The sequence below is a fragment of the Pedobacter ginsengisoli genome (assembly GCF_030244015.1).
Taxonomy (GTDB): domain Bacteria; phylum Bacteroidota; class Bacteroidia; order Sphingobacteriales; family Sphingobacteriaceae; genus Pedobacter; species Pedobacter ginsengisoli.
On record NZ_JASSYX010000001.1, the window covers coordinates 1,111,105 to 1,128,810 of the forward strand.

At 44.0% G+C, this 17,706-nt stretch carries 14 protein-coding genes; 8 read left to right on the forward strand and 6 right to left on the reverse strand.

Annotated elements, in window-relative coordinates:
- Positions 1 to 12: 12 nt before the first annotated feature.
- Both nirD and nirB read right to left on the reverse strand, forming a co-directional pair.
- Positions 13 to 384, reverse strand: a complete 372-nt coding sequence (gene nirD / locus QEP08_RS04795) for a nitrite reductase small subunit NirD (protein ID WP_285056289.1) — start codon at positions 382 to 384, stop codon at positions 13 to 15.
- A complete protein-coding gene (gene nirB, locus QEP08_RS04800; protein ID WP_285056291.1) occupies positions 369 to 2,879 on the reverse strand; it encodes a nitrite reductase large subunit NirB in 2,511 nt (836 codons plus the stop codon). The genes nirD and nirB overlap by 16 nt, the downstream gene beginning before the upstream one ends.
- A 275-nt stretch (positions 2,880 to 3,154) precedes the next feature.
- Between nirB and cobA the strand changes: the two genes are divergently transcribed.
- The 6 genes from cobA to QEP08_RS04830 all read left to right on the forward strand — a co-directional run bounded on the left by cobA (position 3,155) and on the right by QEP08_RS04830 (position 9,761).
- Positions 3,155 to 3,913, forward strand: a complete 759-nt coding sequence (cobA, locus tag QEP08_RS04805; protein WP_285056292.1) for a uroporphyrinogen-III C-methyltransferase — start codon at positions 3,155 to 3,157, stop codon at positions 3,911 to 3,913.
- 70 nt (positions 3,914 to 3,983) lie between these two features.
- The gene (mqnE, locus tag QEP08_RS04810) at positions 3,984 to 5,177 is read left to right on the forward strand and encodes an aminofutalosine synthase MqnE (protein ID WP_285056294.1); all 1,194 of its coding nucleotides are present in this window, start codon (positions 3,984 to 3,986) and stop codon (positions 5,175 to 5,177) included.
- On the forward strand, positions 5,177 to 5,797 hold the full coding sequence (locus QEP08_RS04815) for a histidine phosphatase family protein (protein WP_285056296.1): 621 nt from the start codon (positions 5,177 to 5,179) through the stop codon (positions 5,795 to 5,797). The genes mqnE and QEP08_RS04815 overlap by 1 nt, the downstream gene beginning before the upstream one ends.
- A complete protein-coding gene (locus QEP08_RS04820; RefSeq protein ID WP_285056298.1) occupies positions 5,794 to 6,519 on the forward strand; it encodes a menaquinone biosynthetic enzyme MqnA/MqnD family protein in 726 nt (241 codons plus the stop codon). Before QEP08_RS04815 ends, QEP08_RS04820 begins: the two co-directional genes overlap by 4 nt.
- A 107-nt stretch (positions 6,520 to 6,626) precedes the next feature.
- Complete coding sequence (mutS, locus tag QEP08_RS04825) at positions 6,627 to 9,239, forward strand: DNA mismatch repair protein MutS (protein WP_285056299.1); 2,613 nt, start codon at positions 6,627 to 6,629, stop codon at positions 9,237 to 9,239.
- A gap of 9 nt (positions 9,240 to 9,248) precedes the next feature.
- The gene (locus QEP08_RS04830) at positions 9,249 to 9,761 is read left to right on the forward strand and encodes a C40 family peptidase (protein ID WP_285056301.1); all 513 of its coding nucleotides are present in this window, start codon (positions 9,249 to 9,251) and stop codon (positions 9,759 to 9,761) included.
- A 114-nt stretch (positions 9,762 to 9,875) separates the two neighbouring features.
- On the opposite strand, the gene QEP08_RS04835 is transcribed toward QEP08_RS04830, so the two are convergent.
- Both QEP08_RS04835 and QEP08_RS04840 read right to left on the reverse strand, forming a co-directional pair.
- Positions 9,876 to 11,783 carry a DUF3858 domain-containing protein gene (locus tag QEP08_RS04835; protein WP_285056303.1) on the reverse strand — a complete coding sequence of 636 codons (1,908 nt, stop codon included), beginning with the start codon at positions 11,781 to 11,783 and terminating at the stop codon, positions 9,876 to 9,878.
- Positions 11,783 to 13,762 (reverse strand): DUF3858 domain-containing protein, encoded by a 1,980-nt coding sequence (locus QEP08_RS04840; RefSeq protein ID WP_285056304.1) that lies wholly within the window; start codon positions 13,760 to 13,762, stop codon positions 11,783 to 11,785. Before QEP08_RS04840 ends, QEP08_RS04835 begins: the two co-directional genes overlap by 1 nt.
- A gap of 157 nt (positions 13,763 to 13,919) precedes the next feature.
- On the opposite strand from QEP08_RS04840, the gene QEP08_RS04845 reads away from it, so the two are divergent.
- Entirely contained in the window at positions 13,920 to 14,900 is a 981-nt protein-coding gene (locus tag QEP08_RS04845) for a 3'-5' exonuclease (RefSeq protein WP_285056305.1), read from the forward strand.
- Between the two features lie 3 nt (positions 14,901 to 14,903).
- Here QEP08_RS04845 and queG read toward each other — a convergent pair whose 3' ends face one another.
- Positions 14,904 to 15,839 carry a tRNA epoxyqueuosine(34) reductase QueG gene (gene queG / locus QEP08_RS04850; RefSeq protein ID WP_285056907.1) on the reverse strand — a complete coding sequence of 312 codons (936 nt, stop codon included), beginning with the start codon at positions 15,837 to 15,839 and terminating at the stop codon, positions 14,904 to 14,906.
- A 97-nt stretch (positions 15,840 to 15,936) separates the two neighbouring features.
- On the opposite strand from queG, the gene QEP08_RS04855 reads away from it, so the two are divergent.
- Positions 15,937 to 16,161: a hypothetical protein gene (locus tag QEP08_RS04855; RefSeq protein ID WP_285056307.1), complete on the forward strand. Its 225-nt coding sequence runs from the start codon at positions 15,937 to 15,939 to the stop codon at positions 16,159 to 16,161.
- Between the two features lie 10 nt (positions 16,162 to 16,171).
- On the opposite strand, the gene QEP08_RS04860 is transcribed toward QEP08_RS04855, so the two are convergent.
- Positions 16,172 to 17,680, reverse strand: a complete 1,509-nt coding sequence (locus tag QEP08_RS04860) for a carbon-nitrogen hydrolase family protein (RefSeq protein WP_285056309.1) — start codon at positions 17,678 to 17,680, stop codon at positions 16,172 to 16,174.
- Between the last annotated feature and the right edge of the window lie 26 nt (positions 17,681 to 17,706).

Genomic DNA, 17,706 nt, shown 5'->3' on the forward strand with positions numbered 1-17,706 from the left:
TTATAAACTGGCCTACAGGCCAATATATACTGTCCCGTTCTCTACTTTTACCGGATAGGTTTTAATGGCGCACTCGTCGCCGCTCAGGCACTCGCCTGTAACCAGTGAGAATGTTTTTTTGTGAAAAGGGCAGGCCACCTTTGGTTCTTCAGTAGTGCTGCCTATCATTCCCCTGCTCAGGGCCATTTGCTTGCGGTGCGGACATTCATTTTGCGTGGCATACCACTCATTGCGGCGTGTAAAATAAAAAAGTGCGATCTGTTCGTCTCCATACTTTACACACACACCGCCATTTTCTACTGCATCTTCTACACGGCAGGCTGCAAGCCAGTTAATTGTCTCCTGGGTCATTTGTTTTTCGGTTAAAATCAGGCTGTTGTCCATTCTGGTGTTTTTTTCTGTCCGCGCATCTCCTCAAAAGTGACTGTAGGGTCCTTTTCCTGAGGTGCGTTAACGAAGTGATTAAATCTTTTTCTGATATCAGGGTTCTCTACTGCTGTTTTCCATTCGCATTGATAAGAGCCTACGAGCGCTTCTATTTCAGCCTCCCATTTTTCCGCCATACCCAGGCTGTCGTTGATGATCACACTACGAAGGTAATCTATGCCGCCTTCCATTTTATTCAGCCAGGTAGCTGTACGCGTCAGTGGGTCGGCAGTACGGATATAAAACATTAAGAACCGGTCAATGTATTTGATACAGGTTTCGCTGTCCAGGTCCGAAGCCAGCAGTAATGCATGCTGCGGTTTGCTGCCCCCGTTACCGCATACATAAAGGTTCCAGCCTTTCTCCGTCGCTATAATTCCAAAATCTTTGCTTTGTGCCTCTGCGCATTCGCGGATACAACCGCTCACGGCGGACTTTAATTTGTGCGGTGCACGGATACCCTTGTAACGTTCTTCTATTCTGATGGCGTAGCTCACGCTGTCGTGGAGACCAAATCTGCACCAGGTACTTCCAACACAGCTTTTTACAGTACGCAGGCCCTTGCCATAGGCATGTCCGCTTTCAAAGCCTTCGGCGATCAGTTCGTCCCAGATCGACGGCAGGTCGCTCAGGTGTGCTCCAAACATGTCAATGCGCTGGCCGCCGGTTATTTTAGTATAGAGGTTGTATTTTTTTGCTACACTTCCTATTACCATCAATTTGTCAGGTGTGATTTCCCCTCCCGGGATCCTCGGTACAACAGAGTAAGTTCCTCCTTTTTGAATGTTTGCCAAAAACCGGTCGTTGCTGTCCTGGGCGGTGTCGTTTCCTTTTTTCAGGATCATCTCATTCCACAGACTGGCAAGTATCGAAGAAACAAGCGGCTTGCAGACCTCGCAGCCATCACCCTGGCCCAGATTATCGAGTACTTCTTCATAACTTTTAAGGTTGTGGATGTGGATCAGGTCATACAGTTCCTGCCTGCTGTAGCTCATGTGCTCACAGATTACATTGCGAACATATTTTCCAGTTGCTTTCATGGTATACAGCATCAGGTCTTTTACCATCGGAACGCAGCCTCCGCAACCTGTACCGGCCTTGGTACATTTTTTAATCGCATCTACTGTTTCGCAGCCGTCTTCTGAAACGGAATTGCATATTGCTCCTTTGGTAATGCCTTCACAGCTACAGATGAGTGCGTCATCGGGCAGTGCAGTAATGCCTGCACCCGCAGGCTCAGAGCCGCCCCTGGAGCCCAGTATCAGATCTTCAGGGTTTGGCGGCAGGATGATCTTGTTGTTGGTTGTCTGCAGCAGCATATTGTATGCTGCCGCATCCCCAATTAAAATACCCCCTAAGAGGTACTGCCCGTCATTACTGATATTAATACGTTTATAAGTCCCCTTATGGGTGTCTTCGAAAATAATTGTGCGGCAATCCGGTTCGGTGATGAAATTGTCGCCAAAACTGGCTACATCCACACCAATCAGCTTCAGTTTGGTGCTCATGTCAAAACCATTGAACTGTTTCGCGGCACCGCAGAGATTTGCTGCCACGATCTCAGCCATTTCGTACCCCGGAGCAACAAGGCCGTAGATCATCTGGTCTACCAGTGCACATTCCCCGATTGCAAAGATCGAAGGGTCTGTTGTCTCCATTTTCTCATTTACTATGATTCCGCCCCGCGTGCTGACTTCAAGTCCGCACAATCTGGCCAGTTCATCTCTTGGTCTAATGCCAGCGGAGATCACCAGCATTTCTATAGGGAGTTCTGTATCGTCGTTAAATTTAAGGCCGGTGATGTGGTGTTCGCCTTCAATCCTTGCTGTGCTTTTGTTCAGCATGATCTGCAGGCCCATGGATTGTAATTTGGATTGAAGCATCTGACTTCCGGCATTGTCTATTTGTCTCGGCATCAGGCGAGGGGCAAATTCTATAACCGCAGGCTGCTCAATTCCCAGATCCATCAGTGCTTTGGCGGCTTCCAGTCCAAGTAAGCCACCGCCCATTACTGCGCCGGTCTTCACATTTGCTGCATAGCTTTTGATCATTTCCAGATCGTCTATAGTGCGGTATACAAATACGCCGTCTTTTTCTACGCCATCTATATTAGGAACAAAGGCGGAAGAACCTGTGGCAAGTACCAGATAATCATAAGATACCATCTTTCCTGCATGAGAATGTACAGTCTTTGCTGACCTGTTGATTTCTTTTACCGGATCATTCAAATATAAGGTGATTCCCTGTTCTGAATACCATTCCTGGGTAGACATAGACAGGTCATCTGCATTTTTTCCACTAAAGTATTCGCTCAAATGAACACGGTCATAGGCTCTTCTGGACTCTTCTGCAAAAACAATTATCTCAAAGTCATTAGATTTGGCTGTTATTTTTTCACAAAACTTATAACCAACCATTCCATTACCAATTACAACTACTTTTTTCTGATTCATAACGGATTATTTAGTTTTTTTCTGATATAATTGATTTTTTGTGCTTAATATTTTCAATATATGGTGAAAATTGCATGTGTTTTGATTTTTAAAGTAAAAAACAAGTTATTTTTCATGGTAATTTGTTGATTACTGGTGTTTATGTGACTTTTGATATTCAAATATATCAATTTTTATATTTAAAAATCAAATTAATATGATATTTATCATAAATAAATTCAATTATGTCATTTTATTTACCGATTTTTAGACTTTAATGCTAAAAACAATAGGTTATGGGTAAAAATTCAGGTGATTTTGGGCTATTTGTTATAGGGGGAGGTCCGGGTGACCCGGATTTGATCACCCTTAAAGGGTATAAAGTACTTCAGCGGGCAGACGTCATCCTATATGACAATTTAATCAACAAAGAATTATTGGATATTGCCCCATCTTCCTGTAAAATGGTATACGTAGGTAAGCAGCCCTATGGTAATTATACGCCGCAGGAAACCATTCATGAACTTATTAAAGAATACGCCGCAGACCACAATGTGGTCGTACGGTTAAAAGGAGGTGATCCATTTATATTTGGAAGAGGTTTTGAAGAAGTACTGTTTGCGGAGCAGCATGGCATACCGGCACACTACATACCCGGCATCAGCAGTATGCAGGCGAGCGGCTTCAGTGGTATTCCGTTGACCCATCGTGGCATTAGCGAGAGCATGTGGATCATCACCGGAACAAAGAAAGATGGAACACTTTCCAATGATCTCAAGTGCGCAATGAAAAGCTCAGCGACAGTCGTCATCTATATGGGTATGAAAAAACTGGCAGAGATTGCCGGCATTTATCAGCAGTCCGGATTGGGTGCCATGCCTGCCGCCATGATACAGCATGCTTCACTGCCGCAGCAAAAGAAAGTCATCTGCAAAGTAAAAGACCTGGAGGCTGCGGCTGCAAAAGCAGGGATAAGTTATCCGGCTATTATTATAATAGGAGAGGTTGTCAATGCCAGGGAACTCCCTATGGCTGAGCTATTGAGTGTTTCCTGAGCTCTTTTACATAAGTCTGACAGCCAATAATGGCTAATTTTATCGTACTTTTGTCTATTATATTTTATAGATGGATACTTCTTTAAAACTAGCACTGATCCAGAATGACCCCGATTTGCCGGAAATGCACAGGACCATTGCGCTAAAAGTACAAAACGGGGAAAGAATAACCTTCGATGAAGGGGTTTATCTGTATCAGCATGCTGAGCTCGGATATCTCGGGGTGCTGGCCAATTTCATCAGGGAGCTAAAACACGGGGACCATACTTACTTCAACCGTAATTTCCATCTGGAGCCTACTAATTTATGTGTTTACGATTGCAAATTCTGTTCCTATTCCCGCCTGATCAAGCAAAAGGAAGAGGGCTGGGCGCTGAGTATGGAAGAAATGCTGGATGTAGTGAAAAAGTATGACGGCGAACCGGTAACGGAAGTACACATTGTTGGCGGGGTATTGCCGCAATACGATGTAGCCTTTTATTCCGCCCTGTTCACTGCCATAAAAGAACACCGCCCGGAACTTCATGTAAAGGCACTGACCCCGGTAGAATACCACTATATATTTAAAAAGGCGAAGATCGATTATGCTACTGGCATGAAGCTCATGAAAGATGCAGGCCTCGAATCTATACCCGGAGGCGGAGCGGAGATCTTTCATCCGGAAATCAGGGAGCAGATTGCGAAAGATAAATGTACAGCCGACCAATGGCTTGAAATCCATGAAGAATGGCATAAACTGGGCATGCGTTCCAATGCGACCATGCTTTATGGCCACATAGAGAAGTTTGAACACCGGGTAGACCATATGGAAAGACTTCGTCAGCTGCAGGATAAAACCGGAGGCTTTCAGACTTTTATTCCGCTCAAGTTCAGGAACCAGCACAATCAGATGAGCAACGTGCCTGAAGTTTCAGTGATCGAAGACCTGCGAAATTATGCCATTGCCCGTATCTATATGGACAATTTTGACCACATCAAAGCGTACTGGGCCATGATCAGCAGACAAACTGCACAGCTTTCCTTAAACTTTGGTGTAGATGACATTGACGGTACGCTTGATGATACCACCAAAATCTACTCCATGGCGGGCGCAGAGGAACAGACCCCGGCAATGAGTACACAGGACCTGGTCGCCTTGATCAAACAGGTAAAACGTAAACCTATAGAAAGAGATACCCTGTACAATGTGGTAACCGATTATACCGATGTTGTTTTTGAAAATGAAGTGAAACCACAATTTTATAAGCTGCCCGTAATCAATTAATGGATAAAGAACTATATATCATCAGACATGGTGAAACAGAATTAAACAGACTCGGAATAGTACAGGGAAGGGGCGTAAACAGCGACCTCAACGATACCGGCAGGGCACAGGCTGCTGCTTTCTACAACAAATACAAAGATGTTCCTTTTCAGAAAATATATACTTCCAGCCTGGTGCGGACCCACCAAACCGTTAAAGGCTTTATAGATGCAGGCATTCCCTGGGAACAATTGCCAGGCCTTGATGAGCTGGCCTGGGGGGAATGGGAAGGCAAGCCGAATGATGACAATGCCATTGCCGCATTTAAAAGCATCATGGAGAAGTGGCAGGGCGGAGATTATGACGCACATTTTGAAGGCGGAGAAAGCCCGAACATGGTGCAGCAGAGACAAAGAGAAGCGATGGAGGTTATTAGATCCAAACCCGAAGAAAAACTGGTGCTGATTTGTATGCACGGCCGTGCAATGCGTCTTTTGCTATGCCTGCTGATGAATAAACCCCTGTCTGAAATGGGCGATTTTCCTCACCAGAATACCACTTTGTATAAACTGGAACTAACCGGTGACCAGTTTATCATAACGGATTTTAATGATACTGATCATTTAAACGGTTCGCTTTGAATAAGATAAAGATCTCTGCCGTTTCTTATACCAATACCAAGCCCTTTATTTATGGTATTAAACATTCCCCGATTGCCGGTCAAATAGATTTGAGTTTAGATATACCCGCTGATTGTGCTTCCAAACTCATCAGCGGCAAGGTAGATATAGGGCTGATTCCCGTAGCTGAAATACCGCAGGTACCCAACGCCAGTATTGTCGCTGATTATTGTATCGGATCTGTTGGTGCAGTCAATTCTGTATTTATATTCAGTAACCTTCCTGTTGATCAGATCAGGACGTTAAAACTGGACAGTCAGTCGCGTACCTCCAATAACCTGGCCAGGGTGTTGTTAAAATTTCATTGGAAAAGGGAAGTTGAACTGGTGACAGATCCTGATGCCTCAGCTGATGCTATTGTTCTCATCGGTGACCGGACATTTGGAAAAAAAGCGCAATATGCCTGTACTTATGACATGGGACAGGAATGGATGAATTTTACCGGTCTGCCCTTTGTGTATGCAGCATGGGTGGCCAATAAAACTATTCCTGAAGATTTTATAACGGGCTTCAACCAGGCCCTGAAATCAGGGCTGGACAACCGCAGGATCTTATTAAATGAACTGCCGCCAGATCCTCATTTCGATCTTGAGGACTACCTGCTGAATAAACTGGACTTTGAGCTCACAGACAAAAAACGTGAAGCACTGGATTTATTTTTGTCTTACATTGTGAGGCTTTAATTTACTCAGCGGCAGCGGATAAACCTATTCACATTTTTTAAATTTTCAACAAATCATAAAGCCTTCGCATCAATCCCTATCTTTATGATTTTGTAAACAGAATCATTTTGGCTAAAGACAATACCAAAGAAACACCATTAATGCAGCAGTACAATGCCATTAAGGCAAAGTATCCCGGTGCATTGTTACTTTTCAGAGTAGGCGATTTTTATGAGACATTTGGTGAAGATGCGGTAAAGACAGCTCAGATACTGGGCATTGTGCTGACCAGGAGAGGGACGGGGCCCAACGGCGGCGCGCTTGAACTGGCTGGTTTCCCCCACCATTCACTGGACAATTATCTTTCTAAACTGGTAAGGGCGGGTCAGCGGGTAGCCATCTGCGACCAGCTCGAGGATCCCAAAGCTACCAAAACGATAGTCAAACGCGGCGTGACCGAACTGGTCACACCGGGTGTAGCCTATAGCGACAATATCCTCAGCCAGAAGTCCAATAACTATCTGGCTGCGGTTTATTTTGACAAGAATACATTAGGTGTGTCCTTTGCAGATATTTCTACAGGAGAGTTTTTAGTTGCACAGGGTGATGCTGAATACATAGACAAATTGTTGCAGGGTTTTAAACCGACAGAGGTTGTGTTTCAGAAGAGCAAAAGAAAAGAGTTCCTGGAGTTTTTTGGGGACCGCTTCTATACTTTTCACCTGGATGACTGGGCTTTTACACCCGATTATACTACGGAGATCCTGACCAAGCACTTCGAGGTCAGTTCTCTGAAGGGTTTTGGCGTCGATAAACTGTCTGCGGGCATTGTAGCCGCAGGGGTGGTACTTCATTATTTAAATGAAACCGAACACCGCAACCTCAAACACATTTCTTCAATATCCCGGCTGGAACAGGATAAATATGTATGGCTCGACAGGTTTACCATCAGAAACCTGGAACTGATTACCACAGCCAATGACAATGCGGTCACACTTTTTGAAATATTAGACCAGACTTCGACCCCAATGGGCGCCCGTCTGCTCCACAAATGGATCATTATGCCCTTAAAGGAGCTGAAGCCTATAGAAGAACGATTGGGAATGGTCGAGTTCTTAGTGAAAAAGGATGCTCTTTTGCAGGAATTCCTGACCAATATCAAACAGATCGGTGATCTGGAGCGGCTGATCTCCAAGGTGGGCCTGCAAAGGGTTGGTCCGAGAGAGCTGTGTCAGCTAAAAAAAGCGCTTTACCATATTGAAGCTGTAAAAAAGCTGGCTGAAGAAGCTAAAAATCCGTTTCTGTCTATACTTGCCGATCAGCTGAACCCTTGCCTGACGATAAGGGAAAAACTCGAAAGGGAGTTGCAGCAGGATCCTCCGGCCTTGCTGATCAAAGGAAACGTCATTGCAGACGGCATAGATGAAGATCTGGACAGGTTGCGCAAGATCGCCTTCGGCGGGAAAGACTATCTGGTGGAGATCCAAAAGAGAGAAGCCGCCAGTACTGGCATACCTTCACTAAAAGTAGCCTTCAACAATGTATTTGGCTATTATTTAGAAGTGACCCATACCCACAAGGACAAAGTCCCTGCAGACTGGATCAGGAAACAGACACTGGTCAATGCCGAGCGTTACATCACGCCTGAACTTAAGGAATACGAAGAACAGATCCTGGGTGCGGAGGAAAAGATCCAGCAGATTGAAGTCCGCTTATACAATGATCTGATGTACCAGGTATCTGGCTATATCAAACAAATCCAGCTGAATGCTTTCCTGATTGCACAGCTCGACGTTTTGCTGTGTTTTGCACAACTGGCCATCAATAACCATTATGTGAGGCCGGAGGTCAACAACAAAAAAGTACTCGACATCAAAGGGGGACGCCACCCGGTTATTGAAAAGCGCTTGCCGGCAGGTGAGGAGTACATTACCAATGATGTGTTCCTGGACAATGACACCCAGCAGGTCATCATCATCACCGGCCCCAATATGTCCGGTAAATCGGCCATACTGAGGCAGACCGGATTGATTGTGCTCATGGCACAAATGGGCTGTTTTGTGCCGGCCAAAGCAGCGAGCATCGGCCTGGTAGATAAGATCTTTACCAGGGTAGGGGCTTCTGATAACCTTTCATCGGGAGAGAGTACCTTTATGGTAGAAATGAACGAAACAGCGAGCATACTCAACAACATTTCAGACAACAGCCTGATCCTGCTCGATGAAATTGGCCGGGGAACAAGTACTTACGACGGGATCTCTATCGCCTGGGCGATTGCTGAGTTCTTACATACCCATCCTTCCGCAAGGCCTAAAACCCTTTTCGCGACACATTATCATGAACTGAACGAACTGGCCAATACAATGGGCCGGATTAAGAATTTTAATGTGTCTATTAAAGAAATGGCCAATAAGGTGATCTTCCTGCGCAAGCTGGTCCCAGGTGGCAGTGAGCATAGTTTCGGTATCCATGTGGCCAAGATGGCCGGTATGCCGCCCAAGCTGATCAATCGTGCCAATGAGATCTTAAAAAAGCTGGAAATAGACCGTACCGAAGGACAAAGTATCAAAGACAGCATTAAGAAAGTACAAAACCAGGCTTATCAGCTCCAGATGTTTGCTGTTGAGGATCCGGTACTGGTCAAAATCAGGGATTCGATCAATAACCTGGATGTCAATATCCTGACGCCGGTTGAAGCATTGCTCAAACTGGATGAAATACAAAGAATCATCAAACAATAATATGAAGTCATGAGGGCATTAAAAATACACAAGGATATTGTTACCTGCTCCATGGTCTTATTGATCATGATTGCCTCGGCATGTGGCTCCAGAAAGGCTGCGGTAAAACCAAATCCCAATGCCGCGAAGATCGCTGACGCCATGGCGCATTTAAAAAGTAAAAAACTATATTCTTTTATTACAGACTGGACCGGGGTAAAATACCGTCTTGGCGGTCTGGATAAATCCGGGATTGATTGTTCCGGCTTTGCTTTGCTGCTTCAAAAGGACATTTATGGGAATGCCCTGCCACGAAGGTCGAGGGACCAGGCCGAAGTGATCCGGGAGAAAGATATCGCTCAGCTGAAAGAGGGGGACCTGCTTTTCTTCTCATTCGGCGGCGGAACGGTAGATCATGTAGGTATTTACCTGAATGACAGTTATTTTGTACATGCTTCGACCACCAGGGGAGTGATCGTGGATGACCTCAGCCTGCCGGCTTATCAACGGACTCTGGTCAAAGCAGGTTCCTTTAAAAACTAATTATGAAAACACCTGAACGGGATTCCTTTTGGACTAAATATAAACGCTTTGCTACAACAGAAGTTCTGATGTACCTCATCATGATCATTGGAATCGCGCTTGGGATCATCCTTCTCAGTTAGTCTTTAATATAATCTTGCTGTTGTCATAACTACTGACATCGCTGAAAAATCGCATAAGCTCGGCATACTTTTCAGGAGGATAAGTTCCATTGTTCAGTATAAGCCTGCGGTTGCAGATCAGCTTATCGCCTTCCTGTTTCACATTAAAGCTGTAGCTTCCGAATGCTGATACAATGATTTTATTGTCAGGTTTTGCTTCTATCGCATATTTTTGAGGCAAATTGTAAACGACTTCATCCACATCTGTATACCCCCGATTGATGTAGACGGGCAACTTCCTGTTTTTTACTTCAGGAATAATTGCTGCCTTGTTAAAAACATTAGGGATCAGGTAGACCCTGTTGTTGGTCTTAGGCGCATAATTTGGTATGTTGAGTTCGAGTGTTTCAGTGGTGACCGGTTGGTCATCTTTTTTTTGCACGAGCTTAAAATTGTTAAAATCTATATTATCAATGTCGTACTCTTTTTTAAGCAGTTTCAATTGTTCAGTATATGGCTCATGCACCAGCCCATTGTAATTGTCATACTGCGAACCCCGGAGGTCAGTCTGCAGCTTGCCTGTTATATTGCCATCGGCATCCAGGGTCAATACCGCTTTGCGCTCAAGCAAGTTGACAGCAGTGTTCAGGGCAGGTGTCCTTAATAATTTTCCGCCGCTTTCCGTACAGGCAAGTACTGTTCTGCCGTCTGTAAAGGTACCCAGATAACCGAAAGGGGTATCCTGACTGGTGCATTCCAGCCATATGGTGTCAGTTTTTAAAGGGACACATAAAATGATATGATTACCCTGGTCCATGCTCGCAAAATCAGGATCCATCCCAACCCTTAAACTGCCTGCGTTTACCACACAATAATCACTTGCGATACCGGCTGCTTTTAACAGGCTCTGTGTGTAATTGACCAAAGCCTTGCAATCTCCGTAAGAAAGGCGCTGAACATCCATTGCAGGAAAAGGCTGAAAACCGCCGATGCCTACCTGTACGCTGATGTATCTTGTTTTCTTTTGTACGTACTCGTAGATCTTTCTTACTTTGTCTTTTTCACTTTCAATGTCCTTTACCAGATTTTTTATTTCTTCAGCAGTAGCGGGTGCAAGAGTTTGCTGGGTTTTCAGCAGATCGTCATATATCCATTTGCCCAGTTCTTCCCAGTTTTTGTAATTTCCTTTATGGCCATAATAGCTGAATTGTGTGGCAGCTACCTTTACGTAGGTGAGGTAGCTGTCAGGATTAGGTGCGTAGGGTTCATATTTAAAGGCTGAAATGTTGCTGACCCTCCATGTCCGGCTCAAGACCTTTTCTGAGCTGGTTTCCTCAGGGGTTCCTTTAAAATTATGTGCTTTAATCCTGACCTGGTCTTCAGGTTTACAAATGAAAGTATAGCTGCTTTTTTCTACCGCAACATCCGCATAAGGATTTGCATACCAGTCCGGTATGATCAGGTTTTGTTTAAAGCGGATCTCATATTCATATACTACAGTATATGGATAGCCGGACACATTGGGTGTATAGCGTTTCAAACGGTCATCTTCGAATAATGAATAATCACTGACCGCGCTCTCATCTGCAAAATCGCTTTGGGAGAATTTCCTTTCCGGCATTCCGAATGCGTTCAGAATAACGCCTTTTATGCTTTTTATCGCAGTGCTTTTATTATAATATAAAGCCAGGGCAGCTCTGTTGCTGCCATTTTTATTCAATATAGTAACCACCTTTTTAACAGTCAATGTCACATTTTCAGGACTGTGCATATCCACCGTGGTTTCCATGTTCCTGATCACTGCGGATGCTCTGCTTTTTAATTCCGGGGGAATATTTTCTGCATTATAGTCGGTCTGTGCCTGGGAAAAAGCATTTATAGCGGGCATCAGAAGTGTAAGAAGAACTAATTTTTTCAGCATTACCTACTTTGTTTTTTGATGACTACATCAGTTTTCTGCAATTGTATGATCCGGCTGTAAAATTCTTTAAGACCTAGATATTCATCGGGTCCATATATCGGTTTACTAAGCTGGAAGAGTTGATTGTACGATAGCGTCTTTTCCTCCTGGGCACTTTTGAACTGATATTTGCCCCCGTTATCTGTCAATACCATCGTAAAATCTTTTGGTTTGTCAGCGACCGTAAAATTGTCAGGCAGTCTGATCACTGATATAATCCGCACTTCTTTTAATGAGCCGAGATCAACAGGATATGTTCTTTCATTCAGGTTAAATGGGTTTTTGCTGATCCTGTCAATAAAGAAAGGGTTAAAGAATAGCTGATCCAGATTCATGTTGTCAAAAGCCTTCATCTCGATCTCATATTCTTCCACCAATGCTTCCTCTATGCTGTCTACGTTTGCGATGTGGTGTTTCAAAATACTAATGGCAGGCATTTGCTCATCCAGTTTTTCTACAAATTCATCGACGGAATTTGCCTGGGATATCCGTTCACGCTTCATTAGTGCGGCATATCCGGATGAAGTGGTTGTCAGTTTTCCCTTTATCTTACCCTCAGGAGTAATTTCCGCATCAAGAGCATACATGGTAAAATCCTTTTGACTGGCCTTTATATTATACCAATAAGAAGGTTTTTTAAAAGGGATCGCCCTTCCATTGCCATTGATACAGTGGAGGGGCAGCAACCCGAAAGGCAGGCGCGGCTGCGAAGCATCCAGCAAGTAACTCCGGTCACCGATGTTCAATTTGGCTACTACATAATTAAAATCTGAGAGTACCGGATATAGATTGTTCACCGTACCGTTGTTGCGGGTAGAGAGGATCAGTGCTTCTGCGTCCAGTCCTGCCGCACTCAGGCAGGCAATCAGTGCCAGATTGATGTCCTTTACACTACCGGAGTGCGTTTCCAGTGCTTTTTTGATATTGGATTCACCGAATATACCCCATTCATTGGTGACTTTAATGTTTTTGGCGATGTAGGTATATATTGCCTGTGCTTTACTCAGAGAATCTGAAGCATCTTTAAGTATTCCTGCCAGCAGATCTTTGAAAACATCTTTCTTTTTCATCTGGTCCCCGAAAGATTTGTCACTCAGCAGTTCGTAATCTACATCTTTCCAGGTTTTCGTTACTGCCTTTTTTCCGCCATTGACCATGTGATAGTCGGAAAGCTCATAATAGATGGCTGATCTGAAATTACTTGCCGCAGTCATATAATCCTCCTCAATAAAGGCAGGGATGTCTTTCATGATGTAAGTCATTTGTGAACAGTCATAAGGGCCGCCCTGAATTCTCAGGCATTCCCTCTTGATCTCCGATTTGCTGGACGTTAGTTTTTTAAAGCCCCTCAAAGACGCATTATAGTTATAAAGTGCCGGAATATTAGCCACATATTCACTATAAAGCTTGGGGATGTCAGACTGAAAATCCCAGCCTCTGAAATTAAAGATACTGGGCTGTTTCAAAGAATAACTATACTCTAAGATGCTGCCCTCTGTTAAATTCGGCATTGTGAATTTAGTCACTGCGTAATATTTGTTCTTCTTTTCATTGAACACGTTTTTTTTGTCCAGCTCATACTTTACAGGCCTTCCGTTCACCAGATTAGTCGTTGTCGCGATAAGTTCAGATACTTCATCCTCACCATCTCTGTATACGCTTCGCGGAATAACGATATTGCCACTTCCAAAACCATTTTTATTAAATATTTTGAGCTTCACATGATACCTGAAATAAATACATAAATTGTGGGTTGCATCATCCAGCTGCATAATTGAGGTTCCAAATTCCCTGATCACCATAGCATTGGCATTACTGTCCAGAATGGTGTTTTTCAATTCAAAATCACTTCCGGTGATTTTACCATAGTCAAAATCCTGCGCGCCGGATGGTGCGGTAAGCACCAGGAGAAAGAATACCAGCAGATAAGCGTGTTTCATATTAAGAGCAATTGTTTAGGAATGCAAGATAAACCTCGTAGCTGAAATAATAAAGAAATATCTGTAAATGGTGCGGACAAACTACAGACATTGTTAAATAAAGTAGTGATTTAACGGATGATTTTTACGACTTTTGGACAGCTACAAAATGTTAGAGATGAAATTAAATTTAAACCGTCCCCTTGCTTTTTTTGATTTAGAGACCACAGGAGTCAATGTTGGCTCAGACCGGATCGTGGAAATTGCAATACTGAAAGCCATGCCAGATGGTACCGAAATCATAAAAACGCTAAGGATCAATCCTGAAATGCCCATTCCATTGCACTCATCGCTGATCCATGGGATTTACGACAAGGATATTGCCGATCAGCCGACATTTAAGGCGGTGGCCCAGGAAATTTCCGACTTTATTGGAGATGCAGACCTGGCCGGTTACAACTCCAACCGTTTTGACATCCCGGTTTTGCTGGAAGAATTTCTGCGTGTGGGAGTAGACTTTGACATGTCTGACCGTAAGTTTGTAGATGTACAAAATATCTTTCATCAAATGGAGCAGCGGACCCTCCGTGCTGCCTATAAATTTTACTGCGACAAAGACATCATCAATGCACACTCGGCCGAGGCTGATATCGTAGCTACTTACCAGGTTTTGCTCGCGCAGCTCGACAAGTATAAAGACGCCGATTATGAAGACAAGCAGGGCAATATTTCAAAACCGGTACAAAATAATGTAGAAGCACTGCATACGTTCACCAACATGAACAAGACTGTTGACTTTGCCGGCAGGATGGTTTACAATGAAGATAATGAGGAAATTTTTAATTTTGGCAAGCATAAGGGCAAAACAGTAGAGCAGGTATTCAGCATAGAACCGAGCTATTATTCCTGGATGCTGCAAGGAGATTTCCCGCTGTTCACCAAAAAGAAGCTGACAGAGATCTGGAGTCGCTTTAATAAAAAGAAAGAACAGGCGAGACTGCAGAAGCAGCAGCAGACCCAGCAATCGCGTCCGCAGCCGGCTCCGGCCAAACCCAAAAATAATGTCCTATCCCAGCAGCAACAACCTAAAAAAGATAAACCTGCCGCTGCCGTGACCAATGATATGCTGGAACAGCTTAAAATGAAGTTCGGAAAGTAGTTGTCAGGCCTTTTTAATAAAGTCTATATTCCTGGTCAGTCCCTTGAACCTGGTCCGTTTTACGGCAGAGTTTTTAAACAGGGTTTTAAAAACATCTTCGGTAATGTCAAGCCAATCCCCGCGTTTCATGTTCAGCAGGTTTTCGCTGGGCTGAAACTGTGGTTCTGAATGGGGTACCGAAAATTTATTCCATGGACAGACATCCTGGCAAATGTCACAGCCAAACATCCAGTTGTCCATCTTGTCACTGAAATTGTCCGGGATCTCTTCCCGCAGTTCTATCGTCAGGTACGAAATACATTTTTTGGCGTCAATGATAAAAGGCGATAAAATGGCCTCGGTAGGGCAGGCGTCAATGCAGCGGGTACAAGTCCCGCAATGATCTGTTTCAAACGGATGGTCATATTCCAGCTCAAGATCCACAATAAGTTCTGCCAAAAAGAAAAAGGAACCGCTTTTTTTATTGATCAGGTTGCTGTTCTTGCCGATCCATCCGATTCCTGACCTCCGTGCCCACGCACGGTCCAAAACCGGTGCGGAATCAACGAAAGCACGACCGCTTACTTCACCGATCTGCTCAGAAATAAACCGGAGCAGTTCAAATAGCTTGTCCTTGATTACCAGGTGATAATCGTTTCCGTAAGCATATTTCGAGATTTTTGGTGCATCAGGGTCGGTTTGCTGTTCTCCAGGAAAATAATTTAAAGTAAGGGAAATCACCGATTTGGCACCATCTACCAGCAGTCTCGGATCCAGCCTTTTGTCAAAGTGATTTTCCATATAAGCCATTTCGCCATGAAAATTGCTGTTCAGCCATTTTTCCAGCCTCGGAGCTTCCTCTTCCAGAAACTCAGCTTTGGCAATACCACATTGCATAAAGCCCAGCCTGAAGGCTTCATCCTTAATGAGTTTGCTGTATTTTGCCTTATTTCCGGTCATCCGCTGCAAAGATAAAGCTTTGTTGTTATAAAACATTCCAGGTGCAGTATCTGTTATAACAAACATAAATTCAAGCAATCACCTAATTTCTAAAATCATGGAAGAGCCAGAATCAAAGCATACAGAAGATCCGAATAGACCGCATAAACCAATTGAACATGACTATGCCAAACATGAAGCTGATCCCGGACCATCACCGCAGGCAGTCAAAGAATATAACGACAGGGGAGCAGGTCCGGCAATGAAGTGGATCATTCCCATCATCGTTGTTATTTTACTCATTCTCTGGTTTATCTTTTTCAAGAATAATACCACTACCTAGAAACCGGGTATTATTTGAGCAGTCTGATTTCATAAAGATCCTTCCTGCGGTCCTTTAGGATTTTCACCGTACCAAAATGATGCAGTTCATCCAAAAGGTGCAGATCTACATCGACAACCAGCACCATTTCTGTATTTGGGGTTGCCTCCGCTTTTATAGCATTGGTAGGAAATGCAAAATCTGAAGGAGTGAAAACCGCCGACTGTGCAAACTGTATGTCCATGTTGTTTACTCTGGGCAGATTTCCTACACAGCCCGCGATCGCCACATAGCATTCATTTTCAATAGCCCTTGCCTGCGCACAGTGCCTTACCCTGGTGTAGCCATTCTGCGTATCCGTTAAAAAAGGAACAAACAAAATCTGCATACCCTGGTCAGCATAGATCCTGCTCAGCTCCGGGAATTCCACATCATAACAGATCAGGATACCGATCTTCCCGCAGTCCGTATCAAATACCTGTACCTTATCGCCACCAACCATACCGTAATACTTTTGCTCATTTGGCGTGATGTGGATCTTTCTGTATTCCTCTGTTTTACCGCTTCGGTGGCATAAATAAGTAGCATTATATAACTTATTGTTCTCCAGTATAGGCATGCTGCCTGAGATCACATTGACATTATATGAAACAGCAAAAGATTGGATCTTTTCTACAATATCCGGTGTCAGTTCAGCCAGTTTACGCATGGCTTCCATCTCTGGCAAATGGTTGTAAGGCTCCAGTAAGGGAGTATTGAAGAATTCAGGAAACATAATGAAATCAGATTTATATCCGCTCACCACATCTACAAAGAATTTTACCTGCTCGTAAAAAGTCTCTAAATCCGGAAACAATCGCATTTGCCATTGCACCAAACCAATGCGTATGGTTTTTGCAGATCTTGCTGATGCATCAATACCCTGGTAATAAATGTTATTCCATTCAATCAGCGTAGCAAATTCCTTTGATTCGTGGTCTCCCGGCAAATAATTCTTGAGTACCTTCCTGACATGAAAGTCGTTTGACAGCTGAAACGTAAGTGTAGGATCGTACAATTCCTTTGCCTTCACCTTGTCGATGTACTGCCGCGGACTCAACTTGTCTGCGTGCTCATGGTACCCGGGTATTCTTCCCCCAGCGATGATGCTTTTCAGGTTAAGACTTTCGCAAAGTTCCTTTCTGGCTTCATAAAGCCGCCTTCCCAGACGCAAGCCCCGAAATTCGGGATGAACAAATATTTCTATGCCATACAGGATGTCCCCGTTGCGGTCATGTGTGGAAAAAGAATAATTACCGGTGATGTGCTGATAGGTATGCTTGTCACCAAACTCATCATAGTCCACAATGATCGACAACGAACAGGCTACCACTTTGTCATCTATGGCAATGCACAATTGTCCTTCAGGAAATAATTTTAATAGTCTTTGGATCGTGCCTTTACTCCATATTTGCCCGCCAAGCGTATCGTAGGCCTGCAGCATAGATTCTTTCAGGTCATCATAATCTTCTAAGGTCAGCTTTCTGGTTTCTATATTCATAATTGTTCAAAGCTAGTGGTTTCTGA